Origin of the sequence: Nocardioides sp. (genome assembly GCF_036503465.1) — a bacterium.
Classification (GTDB): domain Bacteria; phylum Actinomycetota; class Actinomycetes; order Propionibacteriales; family Nocardioidaceae; genus Nocardioides.
In genome coordinates this window covers 1-14,594 of record NZ_DASXWU010000033.1, presented here as the reverse complement: position 1 = coordinate 14,594, position 14,594 = coordinate 1, and the positions used below count along the sequence as shown (strand labels likewise).

Here is a 14,594-nt window from a genome sequence, read left to right as displayed (position 1 = left end):
CACCCCCGTGGGCAGGCCAACCGTCGTACCTGTTCAGACGAACGGTAGGGGTGTTTGGTTGCCCTCTCCAGCCGATTTCCGCGAACCGACCAGGACCGGCCACGTGGCGTCGGCCGCCGGCGGCGGGCCGGCTGTCAGTGCAGGAGTGGCTCGAGAGCCACCGCGACGAACAGCAACGACAGGTAGAGGTTCGAGGCGTGGAACAGCGCCATCGGCTTGATCACGCTCAGGTCCTCGGTGCCGCGCGCCCGTGCCCACATCCGGTGCGCCTGCGCCAGGAACACCGCGCCGAGCACCGCTGCCACGACCGGGTACAGCAGCCCGGTCCCGGCCACCGGCCACAGCAGCAGCGAGGTCGCCACCATCACCCAGCTGTAGGCGACGATCTGCCGGCCCACAACCTCGGCCCGCGCCACGACCGGCAGCATCGGCACCTCGACGCCGGCGTAGTCCTCGCGGTAGCGCAGCGCCAGGGCCCAGGTGTGCGGCGGTGTCCAGAAGAAGACCACGAGGAACAGCACGAGCGGCGGCCAGGCCAGGCGGTCGGTCACCGCGGTCCAGCCGATCAGGGCCGGGAAGCATCCCGCGAGCCCGCCCCACACGATGTTCTGGGTCGTCCGGCGCTTGAGCAGCATCGTGTAGACGAACAGGTAGAAGCACTCGGCCACGACCGACAGCACCGCCGAGAGCGGGTTGACCCAGACGTAGAGGATCACCGTCGCGAGCGCCCCGAGCGCGATCCCGAAGGTGAAGGCGGCCGACGGCGTGACGATGTGCCGCGGGATCGCCCGCCGACGGGTACGCCGCATCTGCTCGTCGATGTCACGGTCGTAGACGCAGTTGAGCGCCGACGCCGAACCGGCCGAGCAGGCGCCCCCGACGACGGTGGCGACGACCAGCCCGAGGTCGGGGACCCCACGGGCGGCGAAGAACATCACCGGCACGGTCGTGAGGAGCAAGAGCTCGATGACCCGCGGCTTGGTGAGGCCGACGTAGGCGGCGACGACATCACGCGTGGTGGCGGCGGCCGAAGCCCGAGGAAGGTCCGGCGAGGCCGCCGGGGCTCGGTGGCCGACGTATGTCACACAGGGTCCTCGGGTACGTGATGGCGCAGGAAGTTCGCAGGAAGAGTCACCTGCAAGCAGGCGCCTCGCAGTCTAACGCCCGGGGTGAGTAGGCTCGGAGACGCCTGAGCACGCCCCCATCGGGGCATTCGTCCGACCCGTTCGGAAAGGGAACCGCGCGTGAGCCAGACACCCGCCAAGCTGGACTGGAACGAGCTGGACGACAAGGCCGTCGACACCGTACGGGTGCTGGCCATGGACGCCGTCCAGAAGGTCGGCAACGGCCACCCCGGCACCGCGATGAGCCTCGCGCCCGCGGCGTACCTGCTGTTCCAGAAGGTGATGCGACACAACCCGGCCGACCCGCACTGGCCCGGCCGCGACCGCTTCGTCCTCAGCTGCGGACACTCGAGCCTCACCCTCTACATCCAGCTGTTCCTCGGCGGGTGGGGCCTCGAGCTCGACGACCTCAAGGCACTCCGCACCTGGGGCAGCAAGACCCCCGGTCACCCGGAGTACGGCCACACGGCCGGTGTGGAGACCACGACGGGTCCGCTCGGGCAGGGCGTCGGCAACGCCGTCGGCATGGCGATGGCGGCCCGGCGCGAGCACGGGCTGTTCGACCCGAACGCCGCGATGGGCGACTCGCCGTTCGACCACCACATCTACGCGTTCTGCTCCGACGGCGACATCGAGGAGGGCGTCTCCGCAGAGGCGTCCGCGATCGCCGGCGTGCAGGAGCTCGGCAACCTCACCCTGATCTACGACCACAACAGGATCTCGATCGAGGACAACACCGACATCGCTCTCGGCGAGGACGTCGGCGCGCGCTACGAGGCCTACGGCTGGCACGTACAGCATGTGGACTGGACCAACGACGGCACGACGTACCGCGAGGACGTGCCCGCGCTCTACGACGCCATCCGCCGGGCCGAGGCCGTCACCGACAGACCCAGCTTCATCGTGCTGCACACGATCATCGCCTGGCCCGCCCCGAACGCCCAGAACACCGGCAAGGCGCACGGCTCCGCGCTCGGCGCCGACGAGGTGGCCGCGACCAAGGAGGTGCTCGGCTTCGACCCGGACCAGAGCTTCGAGGTCCCCACCGGCGTCCTCGAGCACACGCGGCAGGCGGTCGAGCGCGGCAAGGCCCTGCAGGCCGCGTGGGACACGGAGTACGCCGCGTGGGCGCGCAAGCCGTCCGCCGACACCGAGCTCTTCGAGCGGCTCCAGAAGCGCGCCCTCCCCGAGGGCTGGGCCGACCACCTGCCGTCGTTCGATGCCGACGAGAAGGGCATGGCGACCCGCAAGGCCTCGGGCGCGGTGATCAACGCGATCGCGGAGCACCTCCCCGAGCTCTGGGGCGGCTCGGCCGATCTCGCCGAGTCCAACAACACGACCATCGAGGGCGTCCCGTCGTTCCTGCCCGGCGACCGGGCCACCAAGATGTGGAAGGCAGACCCCCTGGCCGGGCGCGTGCTCCACTTCGGCATCCGTGAGCACGGCATGGGCGCGATCATGAACGGCATCGCGGTGCACGGCGGCACGCGCGTCTTCGGTGGCACGTTCCTGACCTTCTCCGACTACATGCGGGGCTCGGTCCGCCTGGCCGCCCTGATGGGGATCCCGGTCACCTACGTCTGGACCCACGACTCGATCGGTCTCGGCGAGGACGGTCCGACCCACCAGCCGGTCGAGCAGCTGGCCGCCCTGCGGGCGATCCCGGGACTCGACATCGTGCGTCCGGCCGACGCCAACGAGACCGTCGCCTGCTGGCAGACGATCCTGGAGCACACCGACCGGCCGTCAGGGCTGGTCCTCACCCGGCAGAACGTCCCGACCTTCCCCCGCGGGGAGGACGCCCGGGGTCAGCACTGGTCCGACACCAGCAACGTCCACCGAGGCGGCTACGTCCTCCTCGACCCTCCGTCGGAGATGGAGGGCGGCCTGCCCGACGTGGTCCTGGTCGGCACCGGCTCCGAGGTCCAGCTCGCGGTCAAGGCGCGTGAGCTGCTGGCCGCGGACGGCGTCCGGGCGCGCGTGGTGTCGATGCCGTGCCGGGAGTGGTTCGACGCGCAGGAGACGTCGTACCGGGAGACGGTGATTCCGCCGACGGTGAAGGCCCGTGTCTCGGTCGAGGCCGGCGTCGCCCAGGGCTGGCGAGAGGTCGTCGGCGACCACGGGCGGATCATCTCGCTCGAGCACTACGGTGCCTCCGCCGACTACGCGCGCATCTACCAGGAGTTCGGCATCACCGCCGAGGCCGTCGCCGCTGCCGCCCAGGACAGCATCCGGAGCGTCACGGACTGACGCAGCCCCGTCGGGGCACGACCGGCTGGAGAACCCAGCTCGACCCACCAGGAGGAACCATGACCGACCGCCTGCAGCAGCTCACCGACGCGGGGGTCTCCATCTGGCTGGACGACCTGTCCCGCGAGCGCCTCGAGACCGGCAACCTCGCCGACCTGATCAAGAACTCCCACGTCGTGGGGGTCACCAGCAACCCCTCGATCTTCCAGGCGGCGCTGAAGGAGGGCGAGCGGTACGACCCGCAGATCCGCGAGCTCGCCGGCCAGGGAGCCGACACCGACCAGGCGGTGCGGACCATCACCACCGACGACGTGCGCGATGCCTGCAAGGTCATGCGCGCGGCGTACGACGCGAGCGACACCGTCGACGGGCGGGTGTCGATCGAGGTCTCGCCCGGCCTGGCCCACGACACGGCCGGCACCGTCACGGAGGCCGCGGAGCTGTGGAACACGGTCGGTGAGCCGAACCTCTACATCAAGATCCCGGGCACGAAGGAGGGCTGGCCGGCGATCACCGAGACCCTCGCCAACGGGATCCCCGTGAACGTGACGTTGATCTTCGGCCTCGAGCAGTACCACCACGTCATGGAAGCCTTCGTCGCCGGTCTCGAGAAGGCGCGCGACAACGGGCACGACCTCTCCCGAGTCCAGTCGGTCGCGTCCTTCTTCGTCTCCCGGGTCGACACCGAGATCGACAAGCGCCTCGACGGGATGGGGGGACACGACGACCTGAAGGGCAAGGCAGGAGTCGCCAACGCACGTCTCGCGTTCAAGGCCTACGAGGAGTTCTTCTCGTCCGACCGCTGGGCCTCGCTCGAGGCGGACGGTGCTCGCAAGCAGCGGCCCCTGTGGGCGTCCACGGGCGTGAAGAACCCCGCCTACAAGGACACGATGTACGTCGACGACCTGGTCGTCGAGAACACCGTGAACACGATGCCCGAGAAGACTCTCCACGCGGTCGCGGACCACGGCGAGATCACCGGCGACCAGGTGCGGCCGAACTACTCGGACGCCGAGGCCACCATGAACGCCCTCGCCGACGCCGGCATCGACTACGACGACGTGATCGAGGTCCTGATCAAGGAGGGCGTCGAGAAGTTCATCAAAGCCTGGGACGAGCTCCTCGGGGCGGTCACCACGGCGCTCGAGGCGGCCCACGGGACAGCACAGTGAGCGAGGCCCCCGTCGATGCGACGTCGACGGAGGCCTGGTCTCGGCTCACGAAGCTGGCGGACGGGTTCTCCCCGGACCTGCGGGCCTGGTTCGCCGACGACCCGGAGCGGGTGACCCGGCTGGGCTTCGGTGCGGCCGACCTGCACGTCGACCTGTCCAAGTCGTTGCTCGACGACGACGTGCTCGCCGCTCTGCTCGCCCTCGCCGACGATGTCGGGGTCACCACACGGCGCGACGAGATGTTCGCGGGCCGGCACATCAACGTCACCGAGGACCGCGCCGTCCTGCACACCGCCCTGCGGCTGCCCGCGGACGCGCACCTCGTGGTCGACGGCCAGGACGTCGTCGCCGAGGTGCACGACGTGCTGCGCCGCGTCTACGCGTTCGCGGACCAGGTCCGCAGCGGCGCCTGGACAGGGGTCACCGGACAGCGCATCCGGACCGTGGTGAACATCGGCATCGGTGGCTCCGACCTGGGTCCGGTGATGGCCTACGAGGCGCTGGCGCCGTACCGCACTCTGCCCGATGGAGGGGCGGGCCCGGAGTGCCGGTTCATCTCCAACATCGACCCCACGGACGCCGCGACCACGCTGGCCGGCCTCGACCCGGCCACCACCCTGTTCATCGTGTCGAGCAAGACCTTCGGCACCCTCGAGACCCTCACCAACGCGCGGCTCTGCAAGGCGTGGCTGCTCGACGGGCTGAGCGGCGAGGATGCCGCCGAGGCGGTGAGGAAGCACTTCGTCGCGGTGTCGACCGCCCTGGACAAGGTCGAGGCGTTCGGCATCGACCCCGAGAACGCGTTCGGCTTCTGGGACTGGGTCGGCGGCCGCTACTCGATGGACTCCGCGATCGGTACGTCGCTCGCCGTCGCCGTCGGGCCGGAGCGGTTCGCCGAGATGCTGGCCGGGTTCCACGCCATGGACGAGCACTTCCGCACCACCGAGCCGCCTCGCAACGTGCCCCTGCTGATGGGGATGCTGAACGTCTGGTACGCGAACTTCCTCGGCGCCCAGAGCCATGCCGTCCTCCCCTACTCGCAGCTGCTGCACCGGTTCCCGGCGTACCTCCAGCAGCTGACCATGGAGTCCAACGGCAAGGGCGTGCGGTGGGACGGCAGCGACGTCACGACGACGACCGGTGAGGTGTTCTGGGGCGAGCCCGGCACGAACGGCCAGCACGCGTTCTACCAGCTGATCCACCAGGGCACCCGGCTGATCCCGGCCGACTTCATCGCGTTCGCGAACCCGGCGTACCCGCTGCGTGACGGCGAGACGGACGTCCACGAGCTGTTCCTGGCCAACTTCTTCGCCCAGACGCGGGCGCTGGCGTTCGGCAAGACGGCCGACGAGGTGCGCGCCGAGGGCACGACCGAGGCGATAGTGCCGGCCCGCGTGTTCACCGGAGACCGGCCGACGGTCTCGATCATGGCTCCCGCGCTGACCCCGTCCGTCCTCGGACAGCTGGTGGCGCTCTACGAGCACATCACGTTCACCGAGGGCGCCGTGTGGGGCATCGACAGCTTCGACCAGTGGGGCGTCGAGCTCGGCAAGCAGCTCGCCCAGCAGGTCGGTCCGGCCATCGCCGGCGACGAGGCCGCGCTGGCCGACCAGGACGCGTCGACGCGATCGCTGATCGCCTACTACCGGGAGCACCGTGAGTGACCGAGCAGGGTCCGTCATGAAGGAATGGGTCAACCCGCTCCGGGATCCGCAGGACCGCCGGCTCCCGCGGATCGCGGGTCCGTGCGGCATGGTCCTGTTCGGGGTGACCGGTGACCTGTCGCGCAAGAAGGTCATGCCGGCGATCTACGACCTGGCGAACCGCGGTCTGCTGCCGCCCGGCTTCAGCCTGGTCGGCTTCGCCCGCCGTGACTGGGCGGACGAGGACTTCGCGCAGATCGTGCACGACTCGGTCAAGGCGCACGCCCGCACCGAGTTCCGCGAGGAGGTGTGGAAGCAGCTCGCCGAGGGCTTCCGCTTCGTGCCCGGCAACTTCGACGACGACGCGGCGTTCAACACGCTGCGGCGCACGATCGAGGAGCTGGACGAGGTCCGCGGCACCGGGGGCAACCACGCGTTCTACCTGGCCATCCCGCCAGGCTTCTTCGGCGACGTCGTCGGCCAGCTCAAGGAGCACGGCCTGGCCCAGCCGGCCGAAGGGTCCTGGCGACGAGTGGTCGTGGAGAAGCCGTTCGGGCACGACGAGCAGTCGGCCCGCGAGCTCAACGAGACGCTGGCCTCGGTCTTCCCGAGCGGGTCGATCTTCCGCATCGACCACTACCTCGGCAAGGAGACGGTGCAGAACATCCTGGCCACCCGGTTCGCGAACGCGATGTTCGAGCCGATCTGGAACGCCAACTACGTCGACCACGTGCAGATCACGATGGCGGAGGACATCGGCATCGGTGGCCGTGCCGGCTACTACGACGGCATCGGAGCCGCGCGCGACGTCATCCAGAACCATCTGCTCCAGCTGATGTCGCTGGTGGCGATGGAGGAGCCCACGTCGTTCGATGCCGAGAGCCTGCGCATCGAGAAGCTCAAGCTGCTCCAGTCGATCACCCTCCCCCGCCGCCTCGACCTCACCACCGCCCGCGGGCAGTACGCCGCGGGCTGGCAGGGCGGAGAGAAGGTCGTCGGCTTCCTCGAGGAGGAGGGCGTCCGCAAGACATCGTCCACCGAGACCTACGCCGCGATCACCCTGCACGTCGACAACCGGCGCTGGGCGGGTGTGCCGTTCTACCTGCGCACCGGCAAGCGGCTCGGCCGTCGGGTCACCGAGGTGGCGGTCCTCTTCAAGCCGGCACCGCACCTGCCCTTCACCCGCGCCGCGACCGAGGAGCTGACCCACAACGCGCTGGTGATCCGGGTCCAGCCCGACGAGGGGATGACGCTGCGCTTCGGGTCGAAGGTGCCCGGCACCCAGATGGAGATCCGAGACGTGAACATGGACTTCGCCTACGGCGGGTCGTTCACCGAGTCCAGCGCGGAGGCCTATGAGCGGCTGATCCTCGACGTCCTGCTGGGCGACCCACCGCTGTTCCCGCGGCACTCCGAGGTCGAGCGCGCCTGGCAGATCCTCGACCCGGTGCTGGACCACTGGGCGAGGAAGGGCCGGCCGGAGCCGTACGACGCGGGCACCTGGGGACCGCCGTCGGCCGACGCGATGCTGACCCGCGACGGCCGGACCTGGAGGCGACCGTGACAGGAGCGAGGAGATGATCGAGCTCATCGACACCAATGCGTCCGGCATCGCCGCGGAGTTCGTCGCGTCCCGTCTCCGCTCCGGAAGCCCCGCCATGAGCATGGTGATGACGCTGATCATCGTGGTCGACGAGGACGAGGCCGAGGAGGCGATGCGGGTGGCCCGGCAGGCCTCCCACGAGCATCCGGCACGCGTGCTCGGCGTGATCCTCGGCGACGCCCGCGGTAACCCCCAGATCAACGCGCAGGTCGGCACCGGCGCCGGCTGGACCGGCGAGACCGCCCTGATCCGACTGCAGGGCGAGGTGGTCAAGCACGCGGAGTCGGTGGTGCTGCCGCTGCTCCTCCCCGACTCGCCGGTGGCGGCCTGGTGGCCGTGCGACCCGCCGGAGGACCCGGCCTCCGACCCGCTCGGCCGGCTCGCCCAACGACGCATCACCGACGCTGCCGCGGCCACTCGTGGCAAGAGCAAGGCCATCCACGTGCAGTGCTCGTCGTACGCCGCCGGGAACACCGACCTGGCCTGGACCCGTATCACGCCCTGGCGGGCGCTGCTCGCCGCGGCGCTCGACCAGCAGCCGCTGAAGGTCACCGGCGGATCGGTGACGGCGGAGCGGATCAGCCCGAGCGCCGAGCTCCTGGTCGCGTGGCTGGCCGACCGGCTCAAGGTGCACATCGATCGCAAAGGATCCAACGGACCCGGGATCACCGAGGTCCGACTCGACACCAAGGAGGGACCGATCGTGATCTCGCGGCGCGACGGACGCCTGGCCACCTTCTCCTCGCCGGACCGGCCCGACCGGCCGGTGGCGCTCAAGCGCCGGCAGCTCCCGGAGCTGCTCGCCGAGGAGCTCCGGCGTCTCGACGAGGACGACGTGTACGCCGCCACCGCCCGCAAGCTGATGAAGCTGCACCTCTCATGAGCACGCCCAGCGCCGTACCCGTCCCGCGCGTCGAGGTCCACGAGTCCGCGGACGACCTGGCCACGACCGTCGCCGGTGAGTTCCTGCGACTGGTGTCGGCCCGGCAGGCCGCCGGTGACGTGCCGGACATCGGACTCACCGGCGGCAGCATCGCCGACAAGGTCCACCGCGAGATCGCCCGGCTCGCGCCCGACAGCGGCGTGGACTGGAGCCGGGTGTCGTTCTACTGGGGCGACGAGCGGTTCGTGGCCCCCCAGTCTGACGAGCGGAACGCGAAGCAGGCACGTGAGGCGTTCCTCGACGCGGTCGGGGCCGACCCGGCCCGGGTGCACGAGATACCGTCCACGGCGGACGCCGACTCGGTCGACGCCGCGGCCGCGGCGTACTCCGAGGTGGTGCGCGGGCAGGGCTCCGGGGGCTTCGACCTGCTGATGCTCGGCGTGGGGCCCGACGGCCATGTCGCGTCGCTGTTCCCGGGCTTTCCGCAGCTGCGGGTGGACGACGAGATCTGCGTGGGCGTCACCGGCTCCCCGAAGCCGCCGCCCGAACGGGTCAGCCTGACCTTTCCCGCTCTCAACCGCTCCGCCGCGGTGTGGTTCGTGGTCAGCGGCACGGACAAGGCCGAGGCCGTCGGCCGCGCCCTCGCCGCCGAGCCGCCCGGCGTCCACGAGGTCCCCGCCACCGGCGTCCACGGGCAGCAGGAGACGATCTGGTTCCTCGACCGCGAGGCCGCCTCGCAGGTGCCCTGACCGGATAGTACGGATCACCCGGCCGGTCTGGGGCCGGGCGGAGGCCGACCTCGTGATCCGTACTAACCCTCCCCCGGCGGATCCATCGTCCACAGAGGCACCTCGCGAATCGGGTGGAGCTCCTCCTCGGTCGTCGCGTGGGAGTTCTGCTGGGCGACCGCCGTGCCGAACTCGATGTGCTCCATGACGGCCTTCCGGAACGCCGGGTCGGCCGGCCTGTCCGCGGCGTCGAGGGCCGCGGCGTACAGGTCGATGAACCGCCGGCGCTGCTCGTCGGTGATCCTCAACCCACGATGCACGTCGATCAGGTGCCGGAAGCCGAGCACTCGGGAGAAGTCGTCCGGCCCGCCGAACGACTCAGCTGTGAACATCGTGAGGTGCTCGACGTGCTTCGCCTGGCCTTCGCCGAAGAGTGGTCGGAGCACGGGATCGTCCAGCACGCTGTCGTAGAACGCCTGTTCCAGACGATGCAGGCCCTGCCAGCCGCCGGCCAGCTCGTACAGGCTCGATACGTCGCCCCCGGGAGCGTCGTTCATGCGCTCAGCCTCGCACGCGCCGCGGGCGCCGGCGACGATCCCGGCACGTCACAGGGGTTGCGAGACCCGCGGCTCAGTCCCGCACTCCGTCCGGGTCTGGGCCGGAATCTTCTCGACCTGTCGAACAAACTGGCCCACAGACGACGCGCCGAGGCGATTCGGGAGGCCGTCTGTGGGCCAGTTCGTGGGGCCACGTTCACGCCCCGGCCTCGTACCTGGGCACGACTGCTCGGTCTCGACGCGCTCGCGCGGCCTCGTTCCTCGGGCGCGACTGCGTGTCTCAAAAGATGATGTCGCCGGACTTCCGGCGGCTGCGGAGCAGCTGGATCGCCTCGTCGAGGATCGACTCGGCCTCGGCGTCGGAGCGGCGCTCCTTCACGTAGGCCAGGTGGGTCTTGTAGGGCTCGATCTTGGGAGCCGGCGGTGGGTTGTCGGAGTCGAGGCTCGCGGGGAGCCCGCACTTGGGGCAGTCCCACGAGTCGGGGACGACCGCGTCGACCGCGAACGTCACCACTGAGCGGTGCTCGTGCGAGCAGAAGTAGGCGACCGCCTGGCGGGGTGCGGCCTCACCGCGCTCCGCCTCACCCATCGGACCGGCGCCGACCCGGCTACCCCGGATCGCGTTTCCTCCACCTGCCACGTGCGGACCTTTCCTAGTTGGCGTAGGCCCGCAACAGGCCCAGGGCGATGACGCAGGCGAACCAGATGGAGCCGACACCGATGGTGAACCGGTCCAGGTTGCGCTCCGCCACGGACGATCCCCCGAGCGAGCTGGATACACCACCGCCGAACATGTCGGACAGCCCACCCCCGCGGCCCTTGTGCAGCAGCACGAGCAACACCAGTATGCAGCTGGTGATCACGAGGAGAACGGTGAAGACGGTGGTCACGAGGACATAGCCTACGTCACCGATCCGGGCATCCCGAACCGGCCCGACGGGCGGTCTGGACCAGGATCCCGCGAGCCCCGAGGGGCCTCAGAGCACCGGCATGTCGTAGAAGCGGCAGATCCCGCCGAACTCCTCCGCCTGCAGGCTCGCCCCGCCGACGAGCGCGCCGTCGACGTCGTTCTGGGCCATGATCCCGGCGATGTTCGCCGCCTTCACCGAGCCGCCGTAGAGGATCCGGCAGCCGTCCGCCGCGCCGTCGCCGGCGGTCTCACGCAGCCGCCCGCGGATCGCGGCGCAGACCTCCTGCGCGTCCTCCGGGGTGGCCACCTCGCCCGTCCCGATCGCCCAGACCGGCTCGTAGGCGACCACCAGCGCGGCGATCTCCTTCGGAGAGAAACCCGCCAGCGAGCCGTCCACCTGGGCCAGCGTGTACGGCACCTGCTCGCCGGCCTTGCGTACGTCGAGCCCCTCGCCGACGCACACGATCGGCGTCATCCCGGCCGACGCGGCGCGTCGGGCCTTCGCGTTCACGGTCTGGTCGGTCTCGCCGTGGTGCTCCCGGCGCTCGGAGTGCCCCACCACGACGTACGAGCAGCCCAGCTTGGCCAGCATCGCCGCCGAGATCTCGCCGGTGTAGGCGCCGGACTCGTGCACGGAGACGTCCTGCGCGCCGTACCGGATGGCGAGCCGGTCGCCGTCCACCAGCGTCTGGACGGACCGCAGGTCGGTGAACGGCGGGAGCACGGCGACCTCGGTGCGCGCGTGGTCGTGCTTCTTGTCCGCCAGGATCCAGGCGAGCTTCTGGACCAGCGCCACCGCCTCGGGGTGGGTCAGGTTCATCTTCCAGTTGCCCGCCATCAGCGGGGTCCGCGAAGCCATCGGTCCGTCCTTGTCGTGGGGTACGTCGGGGTCAGCGCTCGAGGACCGCGATCCCGGGGAGCTCCTTGCCCTCGAGGCGCTCGAGGCTGGCGCCGCCACCGGTGGAGATGTGGCCGAACGCGTCCTCGTCGAAGCCGAGCTGCCGCACCGCGGCCGCCGAGTCTCCGCCGCCGACGACCGAGAGCCCGTCGATCTCCGTCAGCGCCTGGGCCACGGCCCGGGTGCCGTCGGCGAAGGCCGGCGTCTCGAACACCCCCATCGGGCCGTTCCAGAACACCGTCCTCGCCGGGGTGATCGCGGCTGCGAACGCACGCGACGACTCGGGACCGATGTCCAGCCCGAGGCCGTCGGCCGGGATCCCCGACGCCGGTACGACGTGCGGTTGCGGCTCCCGGTGGGCGGACGGGAACTCGGTGTCGACGACGATGTCGGTCGGCAGCACGATCTCGACGCCCGACTCCTCGGCCCGCTTCAGGTAGCCGCGGACGGTGTCGAGCTGGTCGCCCTCTAACAGGCTCTTGCCGACCTCGTGGCCCTGCGCGGCGAGAAAGGTGAACACCATGCCGCCACCGATCAGCAGCCGGTCGGCCTTGCCGAGGAGGTTGTCGATGACCCCGAGCTTGTCGGAGACCTTCGAACCACCGAGCACCACGACGTAGGGGCGCTCGGGGTCCTGGGTGAGCTTACGCAGCACCTCGATCTCCGTGGCCACGAGCTGACCCATGGCGTGCGGGAGGCGCAGCGCGACGTCGTACACGCTGGCCTGCTTGCGGTGGACGACCCCGAAGCCGTCGGAGACGAAACAGTCCGCGAGCTGCGCGAGCTGGTCGGCGAAGGCGCCACGCTCGTCGTCGTCCTTGCTGGTCTCACCCGGGTTGAACCGGACGTTCTCCAGGAGCGCGACGTGGCCGTCCTCGAGCGCCGCAACGGTCGCCTGCGCGGACGGGCCGACGGTGTCGGAGGCGAACGCCACGTCCGTGCCGAGCAGCTCGCCGAGACGTGCGGCCACCGGGGCGAGGGAGTACCGCGCCTCGGGCTCGCCCTTCGGCCGTCCGAGGTGGGCGACCACGACGACCCGGGCGCCGGCGCCCGCCAGCTCCCGGATCGTGGGCACGCTGGCGCGCACCCGCCCGTCGTCGGTGATCTCTCTGTGCTCGTCCGGGCCGTCGAGGGGGACGTTCAGGTCGGAGCGGACCAGGACCCGCTTGCCGCGGACGTCGCCCAGCTGGTCGGACAGGGTCACAGGCCGGCGCCGACGTGGGACGACAGGTCGATCAGCCGGTTGGAGTAGCCCCACTCGTTGTCGTACCAGCCGACCACCTTCACCTGGTTGCCGTTGGCCAGGGTGCACTTGGCGTCGAGCGTGCAGGACGCCGGCCAGGTGACGATGTCGGCGCTGACGATCTCGTCCTCGGTGTACTCGAGGTACTTCGCCAGCGGCCCGGAGTCGGCTGCCGCCTTGAACGCGGCGTTCACCTCGTCCTTGGTCACCTCCGCGCCCAGGGTGACGGTCAGGTCGGTCACCGAGCCGGTCGGCACGGGCACCCGCAGCGCGTAGCCGTCGAGCTTGCCCTTGAGCTCCGGCAGTACGAGCGAGATCGCCTTCGCCGCCCCGGTGGTGGTCGGGATGATGTTGCTGGCGCCGGCACGGGCACGACGGAGGTTGATCTCGCCCTTGCGGTTGAGCGAGATCTGGTCGAGCAGCTGCTGCTCGGTGGTGTAGGCGTGCACCGTGGTCATGAAGCCCTTCTCGATGCCCCAGGTGTCGAGAAGGACCTTGGCCATCGGTGCCAGGCAGTTGGTCGTGCACGAGGCGTTGGAGATGATGTGGTGCCGGTCGGCGTCGTAGTCACGGTCGTTGATGCCCATCACGATCGTGATGTCCTCATCGGTGGCCGGTGCGGAGATGAACACCTTCTTGGCACCGGCCTCGAGGTGCTTGCGAGCGTCGGCGGCCTTGGTGAAGAAGCCGGTCGACTCGATCACGACGTCGGCGCCGATCTCGCCCCAGCTGAGGGCGGCCGGGTCGCGCTCGGCGGTGGCGTGGATCTTGGTGCCGTCGACGGTGAGGTAGTTGTCGTCGGACGAGATCTCGCCCGGGTAGCGGCCCAGGATCGAGTCGTAGCGCAGGAAGTGGGCCAGGATGTCGTTGGCGGCCAGGTCGTTGACCCCGACCACCTCGACATCGGCGTCGGACGCCTGCACGGCGCGGAAGAAGTTGCGGCCGATCCGGCCGAAGCCGTTGATGCCAACTCGAACGGTCACGGGATTCGCTCCTAGCAAGTCGCTGCGTGCGGTACGTCGAGCCTATCGCCCGGGTCGGCGAGGCCGCTCACTCGTCCTCGGCCAGCATCTCGGGGGTCAGCGACGCCTCCGTGTCGGGTACGCCGAGCTCCTCGGCCCGCTTGTCGGCCATCGCGAGGAGACGCCGGATACGGCCGGCGATCGCGTCCTTGGTCAGCACCGGGTCGTGGAGCTGACCGAGCTCCTCGAGGCTGGCCTGCTTGTGCTCGAGCCGGAGCCCGCCGGCCATCTTCAGGTGGTCGGGGACCTCCTCGCCGAGGATCTCCAGGGCGCGCTGCACCCGAGCACCCGCGGCCACGGCCGCCCGTGCGGAGCGCCGGAGGTTGGCGTCGTCGAAGTTGGCGAGCCGGTTGGCCGTCGCCCGCACCTCGCGCCTCATCCGGCGCTCCTCCCAGGCCATCAGCGCCTCGTGCGCACCGAGCCGGGTCAACAGCTGCGAGATCGCGTCACCGTCGCGGATCACCACCCGGTCGACCCCGCGCACCTCCCGTGCCTTCGCCGGTATCCCCAGCCGGCGCGCCACGCCGACCAGGGCGAGGGCCGCCTCCGGGCCGGGGCAGG

The 14,594-nt window shown here is 70.4% G+C and carries 14 protein-coding genes; 6 read left to right on the top strand and 8 right to left on the bottom strand.

Annotated features, from left to right (window positions below; translation table 11 throughout):
• Positions 1-134 precede the first annotated feature (134 nt).
• Positions 135-1,085: a heme o synthase gene (locus tag VGK78_RS05760; RefSeq protein WP_331526542.1), complete on the bottom strand. Its 951-nt coding sequence runs from the start codon at positions 1,083-1,085 to the stop codon at positions 135-137.
• A gap of 159 nt (positions 1,086-1,244) precedes the next feature.
• Between VGK78_RS05760 and tkt the strand changes: the two genes are divergently transcribed.
• The 6 genes from tkt to pgl are packed head-to-tail and all read left to right on the top strand — an operon-like array spanning position 1,245 to position 9,424.
• Complete coding sequence (gene tkt, locus VGK78_RS05755) at positions 1,245-3,374, top strand: transketolase (protein ID WP_331526541.1); 2,130 nt, start codon at positions 1,245-1,247, stop codon at positions 3,372-3,374.
• 59 nt (positions 3,375-3,433) lie between these two features.
• Entirely contained in the window at positions 3,434-4,546 is a 1,113-nt protein-coding gene (gene tal / locus VGK78_RS05750; protein WP_331526540.1) for a transaldolase, read from the top strand.
• On the top strand, positions 4,543-6,210 hold the full coding sequence (gene pgi / locus VGK78_RS05745; RefSeq protein WP_331526538.1) for a glucose-6-phosphate isomerase: 1,668 nt from the start codon (positions 4,543-4,545) through the stop codon (positions 6,208-6,210). The genes tal and pgi overlap by 4 nt, the downstream gene beginning before the upstream one ends.
• Before the next feature lie 16 nt (positions 6,211-6,226).
• On the top strand, positions 6,227-7,753 hold the full coding sequence (zwf, locus tag VGK78_RS05740) for a glucose-6-phosphate dehydrogenase (RefSeq protein ID WP_331526537.1): 1,527 nt from the start codon (positions 6,227-6,229) through the stop codon (positions 7,751-7,753).
• A gap of 13 nt (positions 7,754-7,766) precedes the next feature.
• Positions 7,767-8,675 (top strand): glucose-6-phosphate dehydrogenase assembly protein OpcA, encoded by a 909-nt coding sequence (locus VGK78_RS05735; RefSeq protein ID WP_331526536.1) that lies wholly within the window; start codon positions 7,767-7,769, stop codon positions 8,673-8,675.
• Complete coding sequence (pgl, locus tag VGK78_RS05730) at positions 8,672-9,424, top strand: 6-phosphogluconolactonase (protein ID WP_331526535.1); 753 nt, start codon at positions 8,672-8,674, stop codon at positions 9,422-9,424. The genes VGK78_RS05735 and pgl overlap by 4 nt, the downstream gene beginning before the upstream one ends.
• Positions 9,425-9,486: 62 nt before the next feature.
• On the opposite strand, the gene VGK78_RS05725 is transcribed toward pgl, so the two are convergent.
• The 7 genes from VGK78_RS05725 to whiA form a co-directional block, all read right to left on the bottom strand.
• On the bottom strand, positions 9,487-9,960 hold the full coding sequence (locus tag VGK78_RS05725) for an oxidoreductase (RefSeq protein WP_331526534.1): 474 nt from the start codon (positions 9,958-9,960) through the stop codon (positions 9,487-9,489).
• Positions 9,961-10,240: 280 nt separating this feature from the next.
• Positions 10,241-10,600, bottom strand: coding sequence for an RNA polymerase-binding protein RbpA (locus VGK78_RS05720; RefSeq protein ID WP_331526532.1), 360 nt, complete (start codon positions 10,598-10,600; stop codon positions 10,241-10,243).
• A 13-nt stretch (positions 10,601-10,613) separates the two neighbouring features.
• Complete coding sequence (secG, locus tag VGK78_RS05715; protein WP_331526531.1) at positions 10,614-10,850, bottom strand: preprotein translocase subunit SecG; 237 nt, start codon at positions 10,848-10,850, stop codon at positions 10,614-10,616.
• A gap of 87 nt (positions 10,851-10,937) precedes the next feature.
• Positions 10,938-11,729, bottom strand: coding sequence for a triose-phosphate isomerase (tpiA, locus tag VGK78_RS05710; RefSeq protein WP_331526530.1), 792 nt, complete (start codon positions 11,727-11,729; stop codon positions 10,938-10,940).
• A 31-nt stretch (positions 11,730-11,760) separates the two neighbouring features.
• Entirely contained in the window at positions 11,761-12,972 is a 1,212-nt protein-coding gene (locus VGK78_RS05705) for a phosphoglycerate kinase (protein WP_331526529.1), read from the bottom strand.
• Entirely contained in the window at positions 12,969-13,994 is a 1,026-nt protein-coding gene (gene gap, locus VGK78_RS05700) for a type I glyceraldehyde-3-phosphate dehydrogenase (RefSeq protein WP_331526528.1), read from the bottom strand. The genes VGK78_RS05705 and gap overlap by 4 nt, the downstream gene beginning before the upstream one ends.
• 67 nt (positions 13,995-14,061) lie before the next feature.
• The coding region (gene whiA, locus VGK78_RS05695; protein WP_331526527.1) for a DNA-binding protein WhiA at positions 14,062-14,594 on the bottom strand (533 nt) is incomplete at its 5' end.